At 69.8% G+C, this 22,987-nt stretch carries 25 protein-coding genes; 11 read left to right on the top strand and 14 right to left on the bottom strand.

Annotation, left to right across the window (positions count from 1 at the left end; all coding sequences use genetic code 11):
- Positions 1-10 precede the first annotated feature (10 nt).
- A complete protein-coding gene (locus tag ACZ4WH_RS36990) occupies positions 11-364 on the bottom strand; it encodes a PadR family transcriptional regulator (protein WP_468189212.1) in 354 nt (117 codons plus the stop codon).
- 149 nt (positions 365-513) lie between these two features.
- Between ACZ4WH_RS36990 and ACZ4WH_RS36985 the strand changes: the two genes are divergently transcribed.
- Positions 514-1,137, top strand: a complete 624-nt coding sequence (locus tag ACZ4WH_RS36985; protein ID WP_468189210.1) for a LysE family translocator — start codon at positions 514-516, stop codon at positions 1,135-1,137.
- Between the two features lie 66 nt (positions 1,138-1,203).
- Here ACZ4WH_RS36985 and ACZ4WH_RS36980 read toward each other — a convergent pair whose 3' ends face one another.
- Entirely contained in the window at positions 1,204-1,737 is a 534-nt protein-coding gene (locus ACZ4WH_RS36980) for a hypothetical protein (protein ID WP_468189208.1), read from the bottom strand.
- A gap of 361 nt (positions 1,738-2,098) precedes the next feature.
- Here ACZ4WH_RS36980 and ACZ4WH_RS36975 point away from each other — a divergent pair, with 361 nt between their 5' ends.
- Positions 2,099-3,367 carry an MFS transporter gene (locus ACZ4WH_RS36975; protein WP_468189206.1) on the top strand — a complete coding sequence of 423 codons (1,269 nt, stop codon included), beginning with the start codon at positions 2,099-2,101 and terminating at the stop codon, positions 3,365-3,367.
- 31 nt (positions 3,368-3,398) lie between these two features.
- Here the strand turns inward: ACZ4WH_RS36975 and ACZ4WH_RS36970 are convergent, their stop codons facing one another.
- From ACZ4WH_RS36970 to ACZ4WH_RS36960, 3 genes are all read right to left on the bottom strand, one after another.
- Positions 3,399-4,166 (bottom strand): class I SAM-dependent methyltransferase, encoded by a 768-nt coding sequence (locus tag ACZ4WH_RS36970; RefSeq protein WP_468189204.1) that lies wholly within the window; start codon positions 4,164-4,166, stop codon positions 3,399-3,401.
- Between the two features lie 162 nt (positions 4,167-4,328).
- Positions 4,329-4,910 carry a class F sortase gene (locus tag ACZ4WH_RS36965; protein WP_468189202.1) on the bottom strand — a complete coding sequence of 194 codons (582 nt, stop codon included), beginning with the start codon at positions 4,908-4,910 and terminating at the stop codon, positions 4,329-4,331.
- A 356-nt stretch (positions 4,911-5,266) separates the two neighbouring features.
- Positions 5,267-5,758 (bottom strand): sortase, encoded by a 492-nt coding sequence (locus tag ACZ4WH_RS36960; protein WP_468189200.1) that lies wholly within the window; start codon positions 5,756-5,758, stop codon positions 5,267-5,269.
- A 521-nt stretch (positions 5,759-6,279) separates the two neighbouring features.
- Between ACZ4WH_RS36960 and ACZ4WH_RS36955 the strand changes: the two genes are divergently transcribed.
- Entirely contained in the window at positions 6,280-6,651 is a 372-nt protein-coding gene (locus ACZ4WH_RS36955) for a hypothetical protein (RefSeq protein WP_468189198.1), read from the top strand.
- A 20-nt stretch (positions 6,652-6,671) separates the two neighbouring features.
- Here ACZ4WH_RS36955 and ACZ4WH_RS36950 read toward each other — a convergent pair whose 3' ends face one another.
- Positions 6,672-7,100: an ester cyclase gene (locus tag ACZ4WH_RS36950; protein WP_468189196.1), complete on the bottom strand. Its 429-nt coding sequence runs from the start codon at positions 7,098-7,100 to the stop codon at positions 6,672-6,674.
- Positions 7,101-7,224: 124 nt separating this feature from the next.
- Between ACZ4WH_RS36950 and ACZ4WH_RS36945 the strand changes: the two genes are divergently transcribed.
- The gene (locus ACZ4WH_RS36945; RefSeq protein WP_468189193.1) at positions 7,225-7,836 is read left to right on the top strand and encodes a TetR family transcriptional regulator; all 612 of its coding nucleotides are present in this window, start codon (positions 7,225-7,227) and stop codon (positions 7,834-7,836) included.
- A gap of 19 nt (positions 7,837-7,855) precedes the next feature.
- Here the strand turns inward: ACZ4WH_RS36945 and ACZ4WH_RS36940 are convergent, their stop codons facing one another.
- Both ACZ4WH_RS36940 and ACZ4WH_RS36935 read right to left on the bottom strand, forming a co-directional pair.
- A complete protein-coding gene (locus tag ACZ4WH_RS36940) occupies positions 7,856-8,770 on the bottom strand; it encodes an NAD-dependent protein deacetylase (protein WP_468189190.1) in 915 nt (304 codons plus the stop codon).
- A gap of 131 nt (positions 8,771-8,901) precedes the next feature.
- Positions 8,902-9,852, bottom strand: a complete 951-nt coding sequence (locus ACZ4WH_RS36935) for an alpha/beta hydrolase (RefSeq protein ID WP_468189187.1) — start codon at positions 9,850-9,852, stop codon at positions 8,902-8,904.
- A 120-nt stretch (positions 9,853-9,972) separates the two neighbouring features.
- On the opposite strand from ACZ4WH_RS36935, the gene ACZ4WH_RS36930 reads away from it, so the two are divergent.
- From ACZ4WH_RS36930 to ACZ4WH_RS36915, 4 genes are all read left to right on the top strand, one after another.
- A complete protein-coding gene (locus tag ACZ4WH_RS36930) occupies positions 9,973-10,833 on the top strand; it encodes a helix-turn-helix domain-containing protein (protein WP_468189184.1) in 861 nt (286 codons plus the stop codon).
- A gap of 150 nt (positions 10,834-10,983) precedes the next feature.
- Positions 10,984-11,688, top strand: coding sequence for a VanZ family protein (locus ACZ4WH_RS36925; protein ID WP_468189181.1), 705 nt, complete (start codon positions 10,984-10,986; stop codon positions 11,686-11,688).
- 68 nt (positions 11,689-11,756) lie between these two features.
- Complete coding sequence (locus ACZ4WH_RS36920) at positions 11,757-12,473, top strand: response regulator transcription factor (protein WP_468189178.1); 717 nt, start codon at positions 11,757-11,759, stop codon at positions 12,471-12,473.
- Positions 12,466-13,554 (top strand): sensor histidine kinase, encoded by a 1,089-nt coding sequence (locus tag ACZ4WH_RS36915; RefSeq protein WP_468189175.1) that lies wholly within the window; start codon positions 12,466-12,468, stop codon positions 13,552-13,554. The genes ACZ4WH_RS36920 and ACZ4WH_RS36915 overlap by 8 nt, the downstream gene beginning before the upstream one ends.
- Before the next feature lie 90 nt (positions 13,555-13,644).
- Here ACZ4WH_RS36915 and ACZ4WH_RS36910 read toward each other — a convergent pair whose 3' ends face one another.
- Positions 13,645-14,400 (bottom strand): helix-turn-helix domain-containing protein, encoded by a 756-nt coding sequence (locus ACZ4WH_RS36910; RefSeq protein ID WP_468189172.1) that lies wholly within the window; start codon positions 14,398-14,400, stop codon positions 13,645-13,647.
- 224 nt (positions 14,401-14,624) lie between these two features.
- Between ACZ4WH_RS36910 and ACZ4WH_RS36905 the strand changes: the two genes are divergently transcribed.
- Positions 14,625-15,293 carry a DUF4097 family beta strand repeat-containing protein gene (locus tag ACZ4WH_RS36905; RefSeq protein WP_468189169.1) on the top strand — a complete coding sequence of 223 codons (669 nt, stop codon included), beginning with the start codon at positions 14,625-14,627 and terminating at the stop codon, positions 15,291-15,293.
- A 54-nt stretch (positions 15,294-15,347) separates the two neighbouring features.
- Positions 15,348-16,151 carry an alpha/beta fold hydrolase gene (locus ACZ4WH_RS36900; RefSeq protein WP_468189166.1) on the top strand — a complete coding sequence of 268 codons (804 nt, stop codon included), beginning with the start codon at positions 15,348-15,350 and terminating at the stop codon, positions 16,149-16,151.
- Positions 16,152-16,283: 132 nt separating this feature from the next.
- Here the strand turns inward: ACZ4WH_RS36900 and ACZ4WH_RS36895 are convergent, their stop codons facing one another.
- From ACZ4WH_RS36895 to ACZ4WH_RS36875, 5 genes are all read right to left on the bottom strand, one after another.
- Complete coding sequence (locus ACZ4WH_RS36895) at positions 16,284-17,183, bottom strand: Gfo/Idh/MocA family protein (protein WP_468189164.1); 900 nt, start codon at positions 17,181-17,183, stop codon at positions 16,284-16,286.
- Positions 17,184-17,268: 85 nt separating this feature from the next.
- A complete protein-coding gene (locus tag ACZ4WH_RS36890) occupies positions 17,269-18,471 on the bottom strand; it encodes an ROK family transcriptional regulator (RefSeq protein WP_468189162.1) in 1,203 nt (400 codons plus the stop codon).
- Positions 18,472-18,487: 16 nt separating this feature from the next.
- Positions 18,488-19,354 carry a carbohydrate ABC transporter permease gene (locus ACZ4WH_RS36885; protein ID WP_468189160.1) on the bottom strand — a complete coding sequence of 289 codons (867 nt, stop codon included), beginning with the start codon at positions 19,352-19,354 and terminating at the stop codon, positions 18,488-18,490.
- Positions 19,354-20,373 (bottom strand): carbohydrate ABC transporter permease, encoded by a 1,020-nt coding sequence (locus ACZ4WH_RS36880; protein WP_468189158.1) that lies wholly within the window; start codon positions 20,371-20,373, stop codon positions 19,354-19,356. The genes ACZ4WH_RS36885 and ACZ4WH_RS36880 overlap by 1 nt, the downstream gene beginning before the upstream one ends.
- Positions 20,374-20,404: 31 nt before the next feature.
- Positions 20,405-21,808 (bottom strand): ABC transporter substrate-binding protein, encoded by a 1,404-nt coding sequence (locus ACZ4WH_RS36875; protein ID WP_468189157.1) that lies wholly within the window; start codon positions 21,806-21,808, stop codon positions 20,405-20,407.
- A 126-nt stretch (positions 21,809-21,934) separates the two neighbouring features.
- Here ACZ4WH_RS36875 and ACZ4WH_RS36870 point away from each other — a divergent pair, with 126 nt between their 5' ends.
- Positions 21,935-22,981, top strand: a complete 1,047-nt coding sequence (locus ACZ4WH_RS36870) for a zinc-dependent alcohol dehydrogenase (RefSeq protein WP_468189155.1) — start codon at positions 21,935-21,937, stop codon at positions 22,979-22,981.
- The last annotated feature ends 6 nt before the right edge of the window (positions 22,982-22,987 follow it).

Genomic DNA, 22,987 nt, shown 5'->3' with positions numbered 1-22,987 from the left:
GTTCGGTCGTTCAATCGGTGATGAAGCGGTCCACGGCGTCGCGGAAGTGCGGCCATATCTCAGTGAACTCCGCCAGCGCCGCCTCTCCCTGAGGGGTCAGCATGTAGTAGCGGCGCGGCGGCCCACTTGGGGACTCCTGCCAGGTGGTATCCACCAAGCCGTCACGGCGCAACCGGGCCAGCAAGGGGTAGATCGTCCCCTGGCTGGTGGCCATCACGTTCACCGTGCCAAGCACCTCCAGCAGCTCTACGCCGTAGCGAGCGCCGCTGCGCAGGAGTCCCAGGACGCAGTACTCCAGCACTCCTTTGCGGAGCTGACTTTCCGCCTTCCCTGAGCCACCCTTCCTTGCCTCATCAGGTACCATGCAATGCATGGTAACCGGGACGGCCATGCACGTCCAGCCGCCCGGGAGGCACAGGACTACTACGGGTCCCTCGTTGTAAGTACAGGCGATACTGCTGAAGGCCGGCCCTCGCACTTGCGGGCGGTCACAGGCTTGACGATGCTGCCCGGATGACGACATCCGTGGTCGCGTTCATCGGTGCGGCCGTCCTGATCGCCATGGTCCCGGGGCCGAGCACGGTCGTGATCCTACGGCGGGCGGTGGTGAACGGCCGGAGAACCGGCATGGCAACCGTCCTCGGCAACGAGTGCGGGGTGCTGTTGTGGGGCCTCGCGGCGGCCTTCGGCCTGTCGGCCCTGTTGTTGGCCTCGGAGGCCGCGTACGACGGCATGCGGATCGCCGGCGCCACGATGCTGGTGTGGATGGGAGTACGTGCCCTGTGGCAGGCTCGGCGAGCCGGCCGCCCGGACGAGGAACCGGCTGTGACGGCGGCGGTGTCGCTGCGGTGGGCGTACTGGCAGGGCTTGGTGACCAACTTCGCCAATCCGAAGGCCGGCGTGTTCGCCGTCTCGTTCCTTCCCCAGTTCGTGCCCCAAGGGGTCCCTGTTCTTCCCACGTTGCTCGCCTTCTCGGTGATCTGGGCGGCGGTCGACCTGGCCTGGTACCTGCCTCTGGTGTGGCTGGCCGGGCGAGTGGGAGGAGTCCTCAAACGTCAGAGCGTGCGACGCCGCATGGAGCAGGTGTCCGGGACGGTCCTGGTCGCCCTGGGCGTCCGTCTGGCGACCGAGTCCTAGCAGGTCCCCCGCCTGATCTGCGGTGGAGGAGATCTTCGGCCCGGTGCTCGTGGGCATCCCGTCCGATCAGTTGCCGACAGCTGCGGTTGCTGTGCCGCCGCTGGCCACATCGTGTCGGCGTTCGCACTTGTCGTGCTGGAGGTGGAGTCGGTGCAGGTCTTGCAGTGCCGCGACGGGAAAGGGGTGCTGCACCCACTTCGCCAGATAGCCATCCTCACCGTGGAGCCGCAAAACTGACTGAGCAGCCTCCACGACGGCGTGACCGAGGACGGTTCGGGGTTGCGTGGAGCGCCAGACGAGTGTGCCGTCCTGGTCGGGCGCATCAAAGCTTGTGGACATGTCGGGAAAGCGGTAGATCGCCATGTCAACGTCCACACCCCTGCTTCGCAGTACCCACCTCACTTCCGCCGGCTCAAGATCGAAGGAGAAGCGCTGGACGGCCGTGGGCCCGTAGAGACCGGCCATGGCGTGAAGCAAGTCGCCAAGGGCATCCGTGCAGTAGCTGACAACGTCTTTCCGCTCCGCGTGGTCGTCTTTGACACGGCAGATTGCCCAACCACTGCCGCTCAGTTCCCAACTGAACTGGAGATCATTCGTCATCCCGCCCCTCCCGTGATCGTCTCCGGAGACGGTACTGCGCGGAGGCAGACGGGACCCGCCCCCGACGGCGATGAGCTGCCGCACCTGGAGGCTCAGACCCCGCCGTCTGCCCGGCCCTTAATCACCTTTCCTGCCCTGCCGAGCGGGAGCTACTGTTCGCGCAGCGAGTGACTCACGAGGAGCGAAGACATGGTCGGTCGTTCGAGCACGCGTTGACATGTGAGGCCGTGAGCGGCCTGTCATCGCGTGCTGCCCTTGACGCGCGGCACAACGAGCCTTCCTTTCCCGCTGCCTGCAATGGCCCGTGCACCTGTCGTGCGCCGGTTGGCGGGTCTCGTCTTCGGTCAACCGAGGGGTCCCTGTGCCTGTTCCGTCAAACCTGTGGCGAAACGCCGACTTCCGCAGGCTCTGGGTGGGCCAGACCGCCTCCCAACTGGGCGAACAGGCAACTCTGGTGATTCTGCCGCTCTTCGCCGTCCTGACGCTCCACGCCGGTGCCGGCCAGTTGGGCGCCCTGCGCGCGGTGGGGCAGGCGCCGATCCTGCTGCTGTCGCTCTTCGTCGGCGCGTGGGTGGACAGGTGGCGGACCCGCACGCTGATGGTGCTGTCGGACGCCGGTCGGGCCCTGGCGCTGGGCGCCGCCGCCGTGGCCGGCCTCCTCGGTGGGCTCGGCCTGCCGGCGCTGCTCGTGGTCGCCTTCGCCGTCGGGGCTCTGTCCGTGTTCTTCGACGTGGCATACCAGACGTCACTGGTACGGCTCGTGAGACGCGACCAGTTGGTGCGGGGCAACAGCGCGCTGGAGGGCAGTCGGTCCGCCGCGCAGATCGGCGGTCCCGCCCTCGGCGGTGCGTTGGTGTCTGTACTGTCGGCGCCGATCGCCGCCGCCTCCAGCGCGGTGTTCTTCGCGCTGTCGTTCCTGTCGATCCGACGCATCGGTCACCGCGAATCCGTCCCGGAACGCTCCGGACGTCCTCCCCGGGTCTGGCGGCGGATCCACGAGGGCCTCCGCTTCGTCGCGGGCGACACCTCGCTGCGGACCGTGTGCCTCGCATCAGCCGCCTTCCAGTTCTTCTTCGCGGCTGTGATGACCGTCTATCTGCTGTTCCTGCCACGGGACCTGCACCTGTCGGGCGCCGCCGTCGGGCTGGCACTCGCGGCGACGGGGCCGGGCGCGCTCCTGGGCGCGCTGCTGGCCGCCCGCCTGCCGAGCCGCTTCGGGCATGGCGCTGTGCTCGTGTCCGCGGCGGCACTCGGCGACGGCGTGTTCCTGATCGTGCCCGCACTGCCCGGCACCTCGGTGGTGACGGTTCCCGCGCTCCTTACGGTCGACTTCGTCTTCGGGACCTTCAGCCAGCTGGTGAATGTCACGGTCATGGCCGTCCGGCAGACCGTCACTCCGGACGGGATGCAAGGCCGCGTGGCCGCGACGATCAACTTTGTCGGCATGGGACTGACCCCGCTCGGCTCACTGCTCGGCGGTCTTCTCGCGGAAGTGTGGGGGACGCGCACCAGCCTCCTGGTGACAGCCGCAGGCATGCTGCTGTCACCGGCGCTGATGGCCCTGTCCCCACTCGCCCGCCTGGGACGGACGCTTCCCGCCCCGCCGGAGACTCCGGTCGCGTCTGAGTGAGGGCTTCTGTCGCCGCGAACAGCCGACAGCTCTACGCGCCGACGCGGGCCACGAGCAGCGGCTGGAAGAAGCCTGTCTCCTGCGGCATCCGCCACCCGGCGTCGACAAACCCGGCGCTGGCCGCGAGGCCGGCCAGCCGCCTCTGTCCGAGTGCCCAGTAGGTGGTCCGACGGACCTTGACGCGCCAATCTGCGCCACCCGGCAGGAGTTGGAAGTGCTCCAAGTCGTAGTGCTCCCCGTCGTCGTGCCATTGCCAGAGCTGGAAGGTGACGGTCCGTTCCCCGCCGTCAGCGGTCCGGTGGACTTGTGGAGGCATCGAGGAGGGGCGGTCGCGCAGCAGGTCTTCGTAGGAACGTGTGCTGACCAGCAGCAGGCCGGCGGGACGCAACACGCGGCGCATCTCGGCCAGGGCGGCGTGCACATCCTGCTCTGTCAGCAGGTGAGGCAGCGAGTTGTCGGCGCAGACGACGGTGTCGAACCGGCCATCGGGAAACGGCAGGCGCCGCATGTCGGCCACGGCCGTGCGCAGGCTCACGCTGCGGCGGGCCGCCTCGCGGGCAGCGCGGGCGGCGGCGCGCGGGCTGAGGTCGGTCCCGGTGACGCTGTGCCCGCGCAGCGCCAGGCCGATGGCCTGGGTGCCGATGCCGCAGGAACAGTCGAGCACCGCTGCGCGATCCTGGCCGATCAGGGCGTCCAGAGCGTCCCCCTGCCGACGGATGCTCGCGTCCCAGTCCGAGTAGATCAGGTGGTAGTCGTCGGCCAGTTCGTCGTAGAAGCGCGCCACTGACGTCTCGGGCATGGCCCGAGACTACCGTCGCCGGCTTCCCGGGAGTGGGCCTGTTCGAGGTACGGCGCCGGCCCCTGTACGGGTCAGCTTCCGCTGTACCGGGTGTGGAGGAGCCCTGCGTGGGCCCACTCCGTGCGAGAGTTGTCGGACAGCGGTCAGCGCGCGTGCGGTCGGCTACGTCACCGCGGTCAGTGTCGCGTAGACCACCACGTTGGCCAGGTAGCCGGTGCGCTTGCTGTAGCCGCCCCCGCAGGTGATCAACCGGAGTTCGGGCCGGCCGGAGCTGCCGTAGACCTTCTCGCTGGGGAACTCCTTCCTGTCGTGAAGCTCGACGGCGCGGACCGCGAACACCGCTGTCCGCCGGTCCGCCCGGCTGATCTCGATGGTGGCGCCCTCGGTCAGGGTGTCGAGGCCGTAGAAGACACCGGGGCTGCCGGTGGGTGTGTCCACATGCCCGGTGGCGATGGCGGTGCCTGCCGAGCCGGGAGGTGTGCCGTCGCCGTACCAGCCGGCGTGGCCGGGTTTGTCACGTGGTGGTGTCCGCAGCGCCCCTGCCGCATCGAGGCCCACTCGTGTCATCGGGGCGTCCACCCCGATGGCGGCGATCCGGAGCCGGACCGGATCTGCGGGAGGCAGCGGTTGGACGGTGGGGCGGGTGGGGTGTGCGGAGGTCGAGAAGGCCCGGGCCGCCGATGGCCGCGGTGGTGGCTCCTCGTCGTGCACCCCGCTGATCAGCAACACCACGCCTGCCGTCATTGCGCAGGTCAGAAGGACCACCGCGGGGATGCGGGGATCTCGGGAAGCGCTGGTGTGGTGTCTGGGTGCCATGGCGGTTGAGTCTTTGCTTCACGGCGGGTGCGTCGGAGCGGGCGGTGCGGCCTCGCGGGTGGTGTGGCCTCGCGGTGGGTGGGACTCGGCGGTGGGTGGGACGCGTGGTGGGTGGGACGCGCGGTGGGTGGGACTCGGCGGTGCGCGGCACTCGCGGTGGGCGGGACCCACGGTGGGTGGGGCTCGCGGCCACCGGAGCCGGTCCGTTTCGGGGGCCGGTCACAGGCCGAAGAGGACGGGACGGGGACGGGGACGGGGACGGGGACGGCCGGGGATTCGTACGGTCAGGTGCGGTTGTCGTTCGGGCGGCGGCACAACCAGGCCACACCCCCGGCAGCGGCCGTGAGGAGCAGCCCACCGCCCAGGGCGAGCCCCGCACCTGTGTCTTCGGCCGGTCCGAAGCCCGCGCTGACTGAGCCGCTCGGAGGGCGGCCGGTGACCCGGTACGTTTCCGTGACCTTGGTCAGGGGCGGACACTTCAGGGTGACTGTGTCGCTGCCCGGTTTGGTTCCTTCCGGGATCTCGAACTGGCCGGTGAGCTCCCCGTCCTCGTCGCCTTCGAAGAGGTGGAACTCTCCTCCCACCTCCGAAAAGCCCTTGCCGTAGTCCGCGTCGGCGTCGCAGGCCCTCGTACTGACCGTGACCGTGGAACCCGGGTGGGCATTCCACGGGTCGATACGGATATCCGAGTCATCCGCGGCGGCAGCGGCCGGGGTCTGTAGTGCGAGGGCACCGAGAGCCAGGCCGATACCCGCACCCATGTGTCTGTAACGCATGCGAATCCTCCAACGGAACAGTGTCCGGCCTGTCTGCGCGGCGCCTCTCCTGTGTTCCGCTCACGAGGCAACCGACAGTCCGTCACTTCCGCAACCTGAGGAGTCGCCGAATATGTCACCCGGTCAGGTGCCGTCTGTGCTCCCTCTTGATCGCTTACGCAGGTCACCGACGCGAGGATCGTCCATACCCCTCACCCACCGCCTCGTCCCCATAACGGTGAAAGTCGACCGCGCGGTCCTGCCCGGAGAGTCTGCCTCAGACAGCCGCGCCGGGGGTGGCGTGACCTCCCTGCGGGCCGGGCGCCTGCACGGCACGCGTGCCGACACGTCACCCCTGCGGACGCGTATGCGGGACCACATCGTCGTCGGCCAGACACGATGACATCGTTGCCAACGGCTGATTTTCGCCTTCCGAGTAAGTTGAAAAGGTAAGTAGCTTGATCGTCGGATCGGCCGGCTCCACCGAATCGTGGTTCCTCCATCGGACTTTCGTGGTCCCGCACACCGTGAAGGTGAGTCCCATGACCGCATTCCGTACGAAGATCGCCGCACTCGCCGGCGCGGCAACTGCCGCGTCGTTGCTCACTCTCACAGCGGGCACTCCGGCCAGTGCGAACGAGCTGCCCGGCGTCGTCTTCTACACCGGTGCGAACCGTACCGGCACCGAAATCGTCGCCGACCTCGGCGATCCCGGAGTGTGTCACCAGTTGCCCCAGTCGGCCGCGTCCTACCTGGCCGTATCGGAGAAGAACGTCGAGGTCTACTACAACCCCGACTGCCAGACCGGCGCGCCCGGTACCTCCGGTGACCTGTACTACGTGACGGGGACCCTCAACTCGGGCAACTTCCCCTTCCCGGCGGTGAGTTACCGGGTCCGTTCCGGCGGGGAGTGAGTACCGAGAGCCCGGCCGCGTCAGACCGCTGCGGCGGGTGGCGCGGTGAGGCGCTGGTGCAGCTCCCAGCTCGCGCGTTCCACCCAGTTGTGCAGGAGCTTGCCGTCCTCGCGGACCGCCCACACCGCCGTCCCGGTGAAGGAGATCGGTCGCCCGTCGGCCACGGTGCCCAGGACGCCGTTGTTCCGTCCGTGGATGCGCCAGCGGGAAGCGACCCGGCTCCCGTCCTGGTTCTGGAAGGTTTCGAGGACCTCCAGCCGGAGGTCGTCGACCTGGTCGAGGAAGCCCCTGATCCAGTTCTTGAAGTTGTCACGTCCCTCGACGCGCTCGCCGGCGGTGGTGATGACGAAGTCCTCGACCACGAAGTCGTCGACCTTCTCCGGATCATGTGCGTTCCACACCTGGTCCCAGAACGCCTCCACGATCTCGACGGAACTCGCGTATGCCATGACTTCTCCATCCGTTCGATGAGCCGTGCCACCGGACAGGCCTGAGGGCGGTCGTGTCCGGGCATGGCCGGGTGTCAGTGGGTGCGGCGGACCGCGCCGCACCTTGCCCACCATACATACATGTATGTATGGTCGAAGCGTGGAAGGATCCTCCGACGCCAAGGAACGCCTTATCGAAGGCGCCCGGCAACTGCTGTGGGACCGGGGTTACCTGGGCACGAGCCCGACGGCGATCCTGCGCCGGTCGGGCGTCGGCCAGGGCAGCATGTACCACCACTTCAAGGGCAAACCCGATCTCGTCCTGGCCGCCGAACGGCGCAGCGCGCAGCTGATGCAGGCGCAGATCCGCCAGATCTTCTCCGGCAGCGGCTCGGGGCTGCAACGGATCGTCGCCTACCTGCTCCTGGAACGGGACGTGCTGCGCGGATGCAGTGTCGGGCGGCTGGCGGGCGACCCGGAGATCGTCGCCGACGACGCCCTGCGCGCGCCGGTCCGGGAGACCTTCGGAGTTCTCGTCCACTGCCTGGCCGGGGCCATCGCCGAGGCCCAGGAGGCCGGCGAACTGGACGCACGCCTGCGACCGGAGCAGACCTCCGCGACCCTGGCGGCCGTCGTCCAGGGCGGATACGCACTTGCTCGCGCCGAACAGTCCGTAGAACCCTTCGACCGTGCGATCCAGGGCGCCCTGGACCTGCTCGACGTCACCTCGGACGACACCACTCGCCCGATCCGGTAGAACCGCCGCCGGTCAGGTTTCAGGTCCGGGGCGAGGTCTGGACGGTCTGGACGTCGAGGGGGACGTCCAGTCGGCCCGCCACGGTGGTGAGGGCTCTTCCCAGCGGGAGTGCGACCCGGGTGAGGGCGTGCCGGTCGCCTCGGGTCTGGTCCCGGTTGATGATGAGCACCGGCTTCCCGGCCTGTGCCGCCTGGCGGACGAACCGCAGCCCGGACATCACCGTCAGCGAGGAGCCGAGGACCAGCAGTGCGGCTGCTTCACGGACCAGCTCGCGGCAGTACTCGACCCGCTGCGGGGGAACCGACTCGCCGAAGAACACGACGTCCGGTTTGAGGATGCCGCCGCAGACCACGCAGGGCACTACGCGGAAGTCCTTGACCTGTTCGTCGGTGAGGTCGGCGTCACCGTCAGGGTTGATTCCCGCCGCCACCGGCTCGAAGCCCGGATTGGCCGCTTCCAGCCGCTGGGCGAGTTCGCGGCGCGGGCTGAAGGCGCCGCACCCGAGGCAGGCGACCCGGTCCAGGCTTCCGTGGAGTTCCACGACGCCCTCGCTGCCGGCGGCCTGGTGCAGGCTGTCCACGTTCTGGGTGATCACGCCGGAAAGCAGGCCCTGCCGCCCGAACGCGGCCACGGCCCGGTGCCCGGCATTGGGTCGGGCGCGGCCGAAGGTACGCCACCCGAGGTGGCTGCGCGCCCAGTACCGGCGCCGGGCCTGGGCGCCGGCGGTGAAGTCCTGGTAGGTCATCGGGGTGTGCCGGCTCAGACTCCCGCCCTCGCCCCGGTAGTCGGGGATGCCCGACTCCGTGGAGATGCCCGCCCCACTGAGCACCAGCACACCGCCGGCGCTCAGCGCATCGGTGACCGGCTGAAGATCCGTGGTGCCGGGCGGCAGGTCCTCGGTAGGGGTCCAACTCAGAGTGGGGCGCATACGCATGCCGCCAGAGTACGAAACAGGCTCCCACGGGAAGTCCGGTACGGCGTCCCCCCACACACCCTTCCCCCCACAGACAAGCGAGCAAGGGGGAGCAAGGGCATGTGCAGGGGGCGAGGGCGACGTCCGACCGGCTACCTGGTCGGCCGTGCCGCCTCGGGGACGCCGGTGGAGCGGGTGAGACGGGCGCGGAAGAAGTCCGTGAGCTGTGCGACCGCGGGCGTGACGTACTCGAGTTTGTCGTAGAGATCGACATGACTGGCGCCGTTGATCCACACCAGTTCCTTGGGTTCGCCCGCGTTCTCGAACGCCTCGGTCGTCATGTGACGGGTCACGGCCTCGGTCCCGACGATCATGAGGATCGGGCGCGGTGCGATCAGGCCGATGAACCGGAACGGATCGAAGGCCACGATGCGGTCGACGCTGCTCCAGGTGAACGCCTTGGCCGAGCGGGGATGCCGGGCCCGGTCGGTGCAGTAGTACTCCCAGCCCTCGTACACGTGCTGACCGCCGGCCCGGGCCTCCTCCTCGGTGCCCGGGAAGATCGGGAAGGTGTGCGCCTCGCTGCCCTGGGACTCGGCGGTGCGGGACGCGGCCGCGGCATCGAGCATGCCCTGAATGACCGCCGGGTCCTGTTCGTCGTCGGCGCCCTGCCGGAACTGCCGGCCGATGTCGGCGGCGCTCACGGTCCCGACGGCCTTGATCCGGTGGTCGCCGACCGCGGCAGGCACCACGTACCCGCCGGAGGCGCAGATGCCCAGTGCGCCGATGCGGTCGGCGTCCACCAGTTCGTGGGCGCTCAGGTACGACACGGCTGCCTTGATGTCCTCGACCCGCTGGGCGGGATCCTCCGAGCCGCGTGGCTCGCCGCCGCTCTCCCCCTGGTAGGCGGCGTCGAAGGCCAGGGTGAGGAAGCCTTGCTCGGCCAGAAGCCGGGCGTACAGACCCGCGGCCTGTTCCTTGACGCCGCCGGCAGGGTGGGCCACCACGATCGCCGGGTGCGGGCCGGCCGTCGTGTCGTCGGGAATGTGGAGGTGCCCGGCGATCTGGATGCCGGCGCTGTCGAAGGTCACGTTCGTCTTCATGACCTCAGCCTCACGCGGCAGCCGAATCCGTACCAGAGGCCGTTCTCGTCCGTGGGACACCGGCTGCCTGGGACCGAATCGGCCCTCCCACCCGTTCGGTCCAGGAGAGACACTGAGCCCATGAAGCCCTCAACCGGCGGGTCCGCCGAACTCGGCGCCTTCCTCAAGGCACGCCGTGCCGCACTGACCCCGAAAGAGGTCGGCCTGGCCGACGGCGGTCCCCGCCGCGTCCGTGGGCTACGGCGTGAGGAAGTGGCACAGCTCGCGTCGATCAGCGTCGACTACTACACACGGCTGGAGCAGGGCCGCAAGCCGGCATCCGCTGCGATCCTGGCCGTCCTCGCCGACGTACTGCGACTGGACGAGAGCGAGAAGACGTACCTCCACCTACTGGCGGGCAAGCCCCGGACCCGTCCGTCGCGTCGCACCCCACAGCGCCTTCGCCCGGCGATGCGCAGACTCCTCGACCAGCTCACCGAAACCCCGGCGATCGTGCTGGGCCGCCGCATGGACGTCCTGGCCTGGAATCCGATGGCCTGCGCCCTCTACACCGACTTCGCCGCGCTCCGTCCCGCCGACCGCAACTACGTCCGACTGCTGTTCACCGATCCGGCTGTGCGAGCCCTGCACCTCGACTGGGAAACCGCGGCCCGCACCGCCGTAGCCGCTCTGCGGATGGAGGCCGCGACCTGTCCGGACGACCCCGACCTCGCGGTTCTCGTCGGCGAACTCTCCGTGCGGGACAGGGACTTCCGCACCTGGTGGGCAGTTCACCACGCGACCGGCGAAAGCTACGGGACGAAGGACTACCGGCATCCGGTCGTCGGCGACCTCACCCTGGACTGCGACATGTGGGCCGGCCCCGACGGCAGCGACCAGCGCCTCATGGTCCTCACGGCGGAGCCCGGCACGCCCTCCCACGCGTCCCTGCGCATCCTCGCCTCGTGGAACGCCCAGCCCGTGACAGACACCGAGCGGTAGGTACGGCCGACCGGCAGGCCCGGTCGCCAGGTGATCCTCCCCGGGGTCTCCGTGGCCGGCTCCACCGCCACACCGACCGCGTTCCGTGTATCGCGGGCGTATCGAAAATCGCATACGCCGCCGCAACGGCCCTCCGTCTCCAATGGGGGCATGAAGCACTACGCGTCCCTGTCAGCACCGCCCCGCCGCACGCGCGGGATCGTGCTCCTCGGCCTGGCGGTCCTCGGCGTGGCGAGCGCCGCGTTCGTCCTGCGGCGACCGCTCATGATGTCCGCTCCGATGTGCGTGGCCGGGCGGTGGCACGGCTGCTTCGACACGTTCAACGGTGTGGTGCTCATCACGTTGGTCACGCTGCCGTTGGCCGCGCTGGTGGTGTGGGCTCTGGCGCGCCGTCGGCGTGCCGCCGGTGCCCCATCGGCGTGGCGGATGTCGCTGGCCGAGGTGGGCATGGTCCACGGGACGGTGCCGTTCGTGTGGCTGACCCTGATGCCGGGCGCCGGGGCCGGCATCGTCCCCGGCCGGGTGAGCCTGGTACCGCTGCGGGACCTGGTCACGATGGGGCCGATCGGCATCGTCGGCAACCTGCTGGTCTTCGCGGCGCTGGGATGCTTCGCCCCGATGCGGTTCGCGGCGCTGGCGTCCGTGCCGCGCGTCCTGGCGCTCGGGGCGGGCTGCTCGGTCCTGGTCGAAACCGCACAGTACGTCCTGCGGCTCGACCGGGTGTCCTCCGTGGACGACGTACTGGTCAACGCCGCCGGCGCCGTACTGGCCGCCCTGGCGTCGCGCCGCTGGTGGCGCACTTCGGCGCAAGCGCCGTCGGACCGGCCTCGTCCCGCGCCGGCACCGGCAGGCTGAGTCGCGTGTCCGGTGAGCACACGTCTTTGCATACGTCGGCGATATGGTGTGCTGCCTAGGCTTCAGACATGCGCGTACTGATCGTGGAGGACGAGCCCTACCTGGCCGAAGCGGTCCGTGACGGTCTGCGGCTGGAGGCGATCGCCGCCGACATCGCAGCCGACGGTGACTCCGCCCTGGAACTGCTCAGCGTCAACTCCTACGACCTCGCGGTCCTCGACCGCGACATCCCCGGCCCCTCCGGCGACGAGGTCGCCCGGCGCATCGTCGCCTCCGGCAGCGGCATGCCGATCCTCATGCTCACCGCTGCCGACCGGATCGACGACAAGGCCTCCGGGTTCGAGCTCGGCGCCGACGACTACCTCACCAAACCGTTCGAGCTGCGGGAACTCGTCCTGCGGCTGCGGGCGCTCGACCGCAGACGCGCGTACGCCCGGCCCCCGGTCCGCGAGATCGCGGGCCTGCGGCTCGACCCCTTCCGCCGGGAGGTCTTCCGTGACGGACGCTACGTCGCGCTCACCCGCAAACAGTTCGCCGTGCTGGAAGTCCTCGTCACCGCCGAGGGCGGGGTCGTCAGCGCCGAAGAGCTGCTGCAACGGGCCTGGGACGAGAACGCCGACCCCCTCACCAACGCCGTGCGCATCACCGTCTCCGCACTGCGCAAACGCCTCGGCGAACCATGGATCATCGCCACGGTGCCCGGCGTCGGCTACCGGATCGACACCGGTATCGGCACCCTCGCCCCCGGCAGCGACACCACCGACCCCGGCACCACGCGTGCATAGACGCCCAGGGCTCAGCGCCCGACTCAAACTCACCCTCAGCTATGCCGGATTCCTCTTCGTCGCCGGCGCTCTGGTGCTGGCCGTGGTGTGGGGGTCCCTGCTGCGCTACGTACCCGAGCGCACGGTCAGAACCCCGGACGGGCTCTCTCCGAACCGCTACTTCCTCCTGCACTCCTTCGCCCCCGCCACCGCCGCAAGCCTGGTCTTCCTGCTCGTGTTCGGCATCCTGGGGGGATGGATCCTCGCCGGCCGGATGCTCGCACCACTCACACAGATCACGGAAGCGGCACGGAGGGCCGGGAACGGGTCGCTGTCCCACCGGATCCGCATGAAGGGCCGCCAGGACGAATTCCGTGAACTCTCCGACGCGTTCGACTCGATGCTCGAACAACTCGATTCCCACGTCGCCGAGCAACAGAGGTTCGCCGCGAACGCCTCCCACGAACTGCGCACCCCGCTGGCGATCTCGCGGACACTCCTCGACGTCGCCCGCAAGGACCCCACTCGGGACCAGCGCGAACTCATCGAACGCCTGCACGCTGTCAATACGCGGGCGATCGACCTCACCGAGGCCCTCCTGCTGCTCAGCCGTGGCGACCGGGGGACCTTCACCCGCGAGAGCGTCGACCTCTCCCTCACGGCCGAAGAAGCCGCCGAAACGCTGCTTCCCCTCGCCGAACAGCGCCGGATCACGCTCGACGTCACCGGCGGGGCGGCCCGGACCAGCGGCTCCACGGAGCTTCTGCTGCGGATGGTGACGAACCTCGTCCAGAACGCCATCGTCCACAACCTCCCCGCCGGCGGCACCGTGACGGTCCACACCGAAGCACAGCACGCCGCGAGCGTTCTGCGGGTCGAGAACACGGGCCATCCGGTCCCACCGGATCTCGTACCGACCCTCACCGAACCCTTCCAACGCGGAACAGAACGCGTACGCACCGACGAACACGCCGGTGTCGGTCTCGGCCTGGCCATCGTGCACAGCATCGTCCGAGCACACGACGGGACCCTCGACCTCACCCCCCGCCCCGCCGGCGGCCTCCTCGCCACGGTCCGGCTCCCCGGCACGCCGCAGGCATAGTCCCCGAGCGGGCTGACCGCCCCGCGCTTCGCAGCCGCCCGGGTCGCGCGCCCTGCTGCCGGCCGATGCGGATCTCATGGTCGGCGTCGCCTATGCGCGGTCCGGGTGTGGTGCGGCTGTGCCGGTCGCGGCCGGCTCGGGTTTCGTGGAGAGGATCTCGCGGGCCTGCTCCGCGGCGCGGGTGATGCTCTCGCCGACGAAGTCCATGAAGCGGGCGATGTTCTCCAGGCGGACGGCGGCCGGGGTGTCGGGACCGAGGATGCCGACACCCTGCCGGGCGGTCTCGGCGAGCTGGGCGTTGGCTCGGGCGGCGGCGATCATCGACTGGTACCAGACGTCGTCGTCGACGAGGTAGCGCTCGCGGCGGCGTTCGTCGCGTTCCCGGCGGATGAGGCCCTGGCTCTCGAGGAACGCGATCGCCTTGGAGACGGACGCCGGGCTGACCTGGAGGCGCTGGACGAGTTCGGACGCGGTCAGGCTGCCCGCGTCGGTGGTGAACAGGCAGGTCAGCACCCGGGCCATCATCTTGGGCAGGCCCTGCCCCATCAGGAGGGTGGTGAACACCTCCTCGTACTCGCGCACGGCCTCGGCATCGCGCCCGTGGGCCTGTGCGGGTGCCTGTGCCCCCCGGGGGACGGCCTGCCCGCGCCGGCGGGCGCGCCGTTCGGTGGCGCGGTGGGCCAGGTCGGCGCGGTAGGCGGTGGGGCCGCCGTTGCGCATCACCTCACGCGTGATCGTCGAGGTGGGGCGGTCCAGGCGCCTGGCGATCTCCGCGTAGGCGAGCCCGTCGGCCAGCCCCAGCGCGATCTGCTGACGTTCCTGCTGGGTGAGTCTGCCTCCCGGCACCGGGATCTCCCTTCACGCTTTCTTGAGGTCCTCAGCGTAGCGTTCACTTCATGCCCAATGCAACGACAGGGTGGCTTGCGTTGCGTTGCAAGTGAGCCGATTGCAACGATATTCAGCCGGTGAACTGCGCAGATGCTAAATCTATGCAACGAGTATGTTGCTCAACTCCTGAACGCAACGTAGCGTTTCCGGTGTCAGAAACGACGCGTGCAGAGGAGAGCATCATGCAGAAGTTCGACACCCCGGCCCCGATCTCCGCCGTCCTGGACTTCCCCGCCGGGCGCGTGCAGTTCATCGCCGCCGACCGGGCCGACACCACGGTCGAGGTCCTGCCCGCGAACGCCTCGAAGGGCCGCGACGTGAAGGCGGCGGAGCAGACCGAGGTCGTCTACGGCGACGGCGTCCTGCGGATCGAGGCCCCGGCGGCGAAGAACCAGTACTTCGGCCCCTCCGGGTCGGTCGAGGTCACCGTCCAGCTGCCCGCCGGCTCCCGGGTCGAGGTCAAGTCGTCCTGTGCCGAACTCCGGGGCGTCGGACGGCTCGGCGACGTCGCCTTCGAGGGCGCGCAGGGCGCGATCAAGATCGATGAGGCCGCGAGCGTCCGCTCCACCACCTCCGGCGGCGACGTCTCGGTCGGCCGCCTGGGCGGCCCCGCGGAGATCAGCACCGGGCAGGGCGACATCCGCATCAACCAGGCCGTGCGCGGCGCGGTCGTGCTGCGCACCCAGATGGGCGACGTGTCGGTCGGCGCCGCCGCCGGAGTCTCCGCCTCCCTGGACGCCGGCACCGGCTACGGCCGGATTCACAACGCGCTCAAGAACACCGACGGTGCCGCCGACCTGACCATCCACGCGACCACCGGCCACGGCACCATCGACGCCCGCAGCCTCTGAAGGGTCACCCGCCACCGTTCCCGATCCACTTGCGGCCCCGGAGAAAGGGAAGCCATGACCATCGAACGATCCGCCTGGACCGGCATGGTGCCGGTCGACGACACGGCTCTGGCCGTCACCGACACCGGCGGCCCCGGTATCCCTGTGGTCTATCTCAACGGCCAGTTCGCGACCCAGGGATACTGGCGGCGGGTCGTCGCCGACCTGGGGACGGCGTGGCGGCACATCACCTACGACGAGCGGGCTCGCGGCAGATCGAAGCGCTCGGCGGACTATTCCTTCGAGGCCGCGGTCCGGGATGTCGATGCCGTTCTCGCGGCCAGGGGCGTGGACCGGGCGCTGCTGGTGGGCTGGTCCTACGGAGCGTTCGTCGCGGCGCACTGGGCCGGCCGGAATCCCGACCGTACGCTGGGCGCGGTCCTGGTCGACGGCGCGCAACCGTACGACTGGCTCGACGAGGCCATGGAGCAGCGGATCCGGAAACTGTTTCGGCGGATGGGCTGGTTCCTGCCGCTGCTGCGCCCGACGGGCCTGGCCCCACGCATGACCGCCGAACAGCAGGCGAACAGCAACATCGAACTCGGCAAGCTCGCCCGTGAGCGTGAGCTGGGCCCTGTGCTGGACGACATCACCGTCCCGGTGCGGTACGTGGTGGCGTCGGGGACGTCTTTCGGAAGCCGCGGTGATGAGCAGGAACGGATTCGCGCCGGCCTGGACGCGGTGACCGCCCGCAACCCGAACATCAAGGTGAGCGCGAAGGTCGCGAGCAACCACGGTGCGATCCTGCGCAAGGACTTCCGCGCCGTCGCCGAGGCGGTACGCGAGATCGCGCCTCGCCGCGATCAGGTGGTCCGCTGACGTCATGGCAGGCGGGATCACGACGCCGGCCCGGCCCGTCCGTGGCCGGGCCGACCGCCCCCGACGCAAGCCGGACGCCTTGTTTGCTGGAGGAGACGCTGCCTGCTGGAGGAGACGCTCAGGGAGCGGGGCTCACAACGTCGCCCCGGTCGCCTGGGCGATGAGGCGTTGCAGGTACAGCCCGCGTGCCGCGTCGAGTTCCGTCGGCTGGTTCGTGCGCACGGCGGTGGCGAAGGTGCGGCGCAGGATCGGCCAGCACTCCTCGTGGTCGATCTCGGCCGTGTCGTAGACCAACGGGGCTTCGGAACCGAAGAGTTCGACCCGGGTGAGAGCACGGGTGACGGCGACGGAACCGGACAGGGACGCCTGACTGACGGCGCCGTTCTCGTGCTCACAGGTGAGTTCGATCCACCGGCGCGGGTCGCCGGAGCCGCGTAGCGCGGTGATGGGCGAGATGGCGGAGTCCAGGAGGTCGAGCAGATGCGGGCCGAGGTCGAGCAGCGCGCCGTGCTCGAGACGCCATCCGGTCGCGAAGTCGCCGCCGAGGAAAGCGCCGTGAAGATAGCAGGAGCGGGCGCCGCTGATCTCACGACCACGCGCGGCGTCGAGGAAGGCGTCGGTGACCGGGTGGTAGCGCTTGGTCAGAACGAGTTGCGAGACCACGCCCGCGGCGAGCACGGCATCGGCGACACGCTGCGCCGCGGGCAGATCCGGACCGAGCGGCTTCTCCAGCAACAGCGCCTTCCCGCGCAGCGCGGCCCGCGGCACGAGTTCGGCCTGCACGGCGGGAGGAACTGCGAACGCCACGGCCTCGCACCGGTCGAGGAGTTCGTCGAAGGAGGCGGCGACGTGTGCTCCGTAGGGTGCGGCGGTCTGCCGCGCGGCGTCGGAGCGGCGGGCCCACACCGCGGCGAGCCGGGTTTCCGGTCCGGCGGCGAGCATACGGGCGTGCATGGCCCGGGCCCAGGGGCCGGCGCCCACGAGGCCGACCTCGACGGGGCGGTCCGTCCAGGGGGCAGAGGTGACGGTCACGGTGTTCCTGTCTGTACGAGAGTGCTGCGCGAGCGAGGGCCAGGCAGCCCCCCGCTCGCTGCGGCGGTCTGCGCGGGCCGCCCGTTCAGGCGGCGAGGGAGCTGAGCCGGGCGTCGGCCCGGTGGGGGGAGTAGAGGATCTCGACGACCATGGCGGCCGCCCCTATGACGCCCGCGTGATCGCCCAGGCGTGAGGTGACGACCTGTAGGTTGGCGGTAGCGCGGGGGAACGCGCGCTGGTAGAGCAGCTCTCGGACACCGGTCATGAACGGTGCCCCGGACAGCTCGCCGGCGATCATGAGGACGCCGGGGTTGAGCAGGCTGACCACGGTCACCAGGACCTCGCCCGCCCTCCGTCCGGCCTCCCGGGCCAGCCGGAGGGCGTCGGGATGGCCTTCGGCGAGCAGGCGCTTGACGTCGGAGGCCGACGTGGCGTCGATGCCGAGGGCGGTCAGGTCCCTCGCCAGCGCCCGGCCGCTGGCGACGGCGCCCAGGCAGCCGTGGGAACCGCACATGCACAGGGCGTCGGACCGGTCGTGCAGGCGGATGTGGCCGATGTCGCCGGCGCCGCCGTCGATGCCGCGGTACACCCTGCCGTCCACGACGACACCGGCGCCGATTCCGGTGGAGACCTTCACGAGGACGAACGCCGTGCAGTCCCCGTGGTTGGCCTGCTGCTCGGCCAGCGCCATGAGGTTGGCGTCGTTGTCCACGAACACGGGAACGGGCCCGTCTCCCAAACTCCCGCCGACGTGCTGGGCGTAAGCCTTCTGAAGGCGTTGCGGGATGGGGTACCGGTCCCAGCCCGGCATGATCGGCGGTTCGATGACCCGGCCCGTCTCCCACTCCACGGGACCGGGAACGGACAGCCCGATCCCGCAGACGTGCCCGGCGTCGACACCGGCGGCGGCGATCAGGTCCGGGAACCATCCGGCCAGTTGGTCCAGCACCGCCTCCGGGCCCTCGGCGATGTCGAGCGGTCCGGTGTTCTCGGCGAGGATGGTGCCCGCGAGATCGAGGACCGCGGCACGGGCGTACCTGGTCTCCAGGTCCACGGCGATGACCGAGGCGTGCCTCGGGTCGAAGACGATCCGCTGGGACGGGCGGCCTCCGGTGGAGGAGCCCGTGACGTGCTTGAGCCATCCCGCCCGGTTGAGCAGGTCCAGTCGCTGGCCGACGGTCGAACGGGACAGCCCGGTGATCCGCTGGAGATCGGCGCGGGTGTTCGCGTGGCCGCCGCGGATGAGCTGCAACAGCTCGCCCGCGCTGATCTGGCTCGGTGTCAGCATCGGTTCCCTCATGGTCTCAGCTCTTGTCGGCACCGCTGGTCAGGCCCTCGGTGAGCAGCCGCTCGGCGGCGAAGAACAGGAGTACCACGGGGATCGTCAGGACCACCGATCCCGCCATCAGCACGGTCTTGGGCACCTCGACCCCGTTGGACAGCTGGGCCAGGCCCAGCGGCACCGTCCACTTGCCCGGGTCCGCGGCCAGGAAGAGCAGGGCGAACAGGAACTCGTTCCACGCGATCATGAAGACGTACAGCCCGGTCGCCATGAGGGACGGCAGGGCCAGGGGCAGGACCACCTTGCGGACGGTCTGGAGTCGGCTGCACCCGTCGAGCGCCGCCGCCTCCTCGATCGAGGCAGGAATGGTGACGAGGTAGTTCTTCAGCATGTAGATGGCCACCGGCACGGTCTGGGCGACGTAGACGATGGCGAGTCCGGCCAGGCTGGAGGACAGGTGCAGTCTGGCGAAGACGACGAACAGCGGGACGGCCAGCAGGGTCGCCGGGAACAGGTAGACGGCCAGGAAGAGGGCGCTGACCTGGCGGTGGCCGAAGAACTTCAGCCGGCTGATCGCGTAGGCGCCGGGCACCGCGGCCAGCATCGTCAGGGCGACGGTGCCGAGCGAGACCAGCGCGGAGTTGAGCAGGAACTTCAGGAAGCCCTGGCCGCCGTCGTCGGTGGAGCGCAGCACGTCGCGGTAGGTGGAGAGGGTGAAGTCCTTCGCCGAGACCCACAGGGAGCCCGGGTCGAGCAGCAGCGCGTCGATGGGCTTCAGCGACAGCAGCAGCATGTAGTAGAAGGGCACCACCGTGATCACGGCGAGGAACGCGATGACCACCCAGCGCGCGACGCCGAAGAATCTCTCCTCGAACTGAGCCCGGCTCATCACGACTCCTCCTGGACCTTGTTGCCGAAGAACTTGAAGTAGAGGCCCATCAGGATCATCAGCGAGACGGCCAGGACCAGGGCCTGGGCGGCCGCGGCGCCCACGTCGTAACGGGCGGTGAGGAAGTCGTAGACCCGCACGGCCGCGACGTCGGTGCCGGCGCCGCCGCCGGTCAGCAGGTACACGTCGTCGAACTTGTTGAAGGTCAGGATGAAGCGCAGGACGCACAGCAGGGCGATGACGGGCATCAGCTGGGGCAGCAGGATGTGGCGGAAGCGCTGGGTGGTGGTCGCGCCGTCCACGAGGGCGGCCTCCTCCAGCCCGCCGGGCACCGCCTGGAGCCGCGCCAGGATGAACAGGAACGCGAAGGGGAAGTACCGCCAGGTCTCGAAGGCGATGACGGTCAGCAGGGCCAGCGGCACGTCGAAGTGCAGGCCGAGCAGGTGGACTTCGTAGGCGCGGGTGGACAGGAAGGCGACGGGATCGTCCCAGCCGAACAGGCGGTGGCCCCAGTCGTTGACCACGCCGTACTGCGGGCTGAGCGCCACCTCCCAGACGAAGGAGACCGCGACGACCGGAGCGACGTACGGCAGCAGCATCGCCGCGCGCAGCAGGCCGCGGCCGCGGAACGGCTTGCGCAGGGCGAGCGCGGCGACCAGGCCGAGGGCGACGGAGCCGAACGTGGCGCCGGCGGTGTACAGCAAGGTGGTGGTCAGGCTGGACCAGAAGCCGGCCGAGCCGAACACCTGGTCGAAGTTGTCCAGGGTCCAGTTGCCGAACAGGCCCATGCCCTGGATGTCGACCAGCTTGGCGTGCTGGAACGCCAGCAGGACGGTCCACAGGATGGGCAGGATCACCACCACGAGGACCACGACGAAGGTGGGTGAGACGAACGCGAGGCCGGCGCGGTTGGCCCGGCGGCTCGCCGTCATGGGGCGGCGGACGCGTTCGGCGGGCCGGTCCGTGGACCTGCCGCCGGTGTGCCGGCGCTGCGGTGTGCCGGCTGGAGCTGTTGTCATGAGGGGACCTTTGTGACGTGCAGGAGGGCGGCTACTGGAGGGACTTCTGTAGGGCGGTGACCTCGTCGTCGGCCTCGCCGGCCGCCTCGGAGGGCGAGATCTGACCGCTGGTCATGGCACCGATCGCCTTCGGCACGGGCAGCTCGCCGTTGGTGGCGCCGACGAGCGCGCCCTCGCCCTGCGTGATGCCCCAGCGCCGCATGTTGCTGACCCCGGCGGCGAGTTGGTTGAGCAGACTCGCGGGATAGACCTTGTCGAAGGGCTTCTTGGTGTCGACGCCGATGCTGCTGTGGCGCCAGGCCTCCAGGTAGCGCCCGGGTTGCGCGGCGGTGCCGGTCCGGACGGGGATCTTGCCCTCGGGCGCCATGCCGAACCAGGACTCGTAGCCGGTGCCCATCATGTACTCGATGAACTCCCGGGAGGCCGCCGTCTCGGCGGTCTTGGTGGTCACCCATGAGGTGATCTCGCCGAACTGGGCGGGCTCGGCGGCGTCGGGGCCCTTCATCGCGGTGACGATGCCGCTGTTGCGCGACAGGTACCGCGGGTCGTTCTCGCACTGCGGGCAGCTGGGCAGGGCGTCCTTGCGCAGGCCGGCGAGTTCGTCCAGGAGGAACGAGGACCAGATGACCGAGGAGGACTGGCCCGCGAAGTAGGTGGCGCGGGTGGAGTCCACGGTCTGGGTTCCCGGAGCGCCGTAGGTGCGGGCCAGCTCGTCATAGGTCTTGAACGCGGTCCGGCACTGCGGCGATTGGAGGGCGACCTGGTGCCGGTCGTCGACGAGCTGGCAGTCGTCGGCGAGCGCGACGCTCTCGAAGCTCTGCGACGTGAAGGCGTCCGACGGGTCGGTGGCCACGGAGATGCCGTAACGCCCCTTCCCGGTCAGCGCCTTGGCGCCGGCGAGTGCGCCGGCGTAGGTGTCCGGAGCCCTGAGGTGCTTCTCGTCGAACCGGTCCTTGCGGTAGACCAGCAACTGGAGCCAGGCGTCGGAGGGCACGCCGAGACTCCGGCCGCCGTCCGAGGTGAGCGTCAGCGCGTTGGCGTTGAACGTCTTGCGGCCCAGCTCGTCGATGATCTGCCGGGGTACGTCGGTGTTGAGCAGGCCGTTGCTGTACATCTGCCAGACCTGGCCCATGGGTGCGGCGCCGATGACGTCGGGCAGCGAGCCCGAGGCGGCGGCCGACATGATCAGCTGGGGCATCTGGCCCTCGTCGACCCCGACGAGATGCACCTTTATGCCCGTTTTCTTCTCAAATCCCTTGATGATGTTCTGTGTCACGGCGACGCGGTCCGGCAGGTTCTCCTGTGACCAGACCGTGATCTCCCGGTCGGGTCTGCCCGGCCCTGTACTGCCGGCGCAGCTCGTGAGCAGCCCCAGGCTCAAGGCGGCCGTGATGCCCACCGCGATCGTCTTCGATCGCCGGCTCATGGTGTGCATTGCATGTCCTTGCTACGACTTCCGTCTATTGAAGACGCATCACAGCATCACTTTTGCTGGTTGACAAGACATAAGCTCGGGATATTGTCGACGCAACCGCACTCGCAACCCCTTCCGGAGTCATCCGTGGAACGCGTCGTCCAATTCACCGGCCCCCGCCAGGTGGAGGTAACCGAGCAGGCCGGAGCCGATCTGCCCCCCGGGCACCTGAGGGTCCGCACCCGCTACTCGGGCATCTCGGCCGGCACCGAACTCACCGCCTACCGAGGGACCAACCCGTACCTGACGCGAACCTGGGACCCCGACGCCCGGCTGTTCCGGGACGGCGCGGCCGGCATCCAGTACCCCGTGGCCGGCTGGGGCTACTCCGAGGTCGGGGAGGTCGTCGAGATCGCCCCCGACCTGGCCGGGACCCCGGGCCTGCCGCAGCCGGGCGACCTGGTCTGGGGCATCTGGGGCCACCGCAGCGAGGGCATCGTCCCCGCCGAGCGCATGATCGGCCACACCCTGCCGGCCGGCCTGGAGCCGCTGGCCGGCGCCTTCGCCCGGGTCGGCGCCATCGCCTACAACGCCGTCCTGGCCGGCGACATCCACGTCGGCGAGGACGTCGCCGTCTTCGGCCAGGGCGTCATCGGACTGCTCACCACCCGCCTCGCCCAGCTCAACGGCGCACGCGTCACCGCCGTCGACGCCCTCGACGGCCGCCTCGAGACCGCCGAGCGCTACGGAGCCCAGCACACCCTCAACGCCCGCACCGACGAGGTGGCCGAACGCATCCGGGAGGCCACCGGCGGCCTCGGCGCCGACCTCGCCATCGAGATCAGCGGCGCCTACCCCGCCCTGCACACGGCGCTGCGCTCGGTCGCCGTCGGCGGCCGGGTGGTGGCCTCCGGCTTCTACCAGGGCGACGGCGTCGGCCTGCGCCTCGGCGACGAGTTCCACCACAACCGCGTCCAGCTCGTCTGCTCCCAGATCGGGGGCGTCCCCCCGCAACTGTCCCACCGCTGGACCGTGGAGCGCCTTCAGCAGACCTTCCTGCGGCTGGTCGCCGAGGGCCAGGTGGACGTCACCTCCCTGGTCAGCCACGTCGTCCCGGCCGCCGACGCCGCCGACGCCTATGTGCTGCTCGACGAGCGCCCCGCCGAGGCGCTCCAGGTCGTGCTGGAATTCTGAACGTCC

Source organism: Streptomyces sp. NPDC029138 (genome assembly GCF_055564375.1).
The sequence above is the reverse complement of the archived record's forward strand: the minus strand, read 5'-3'. Positions and strand labels throughout refer to the sequence as shown.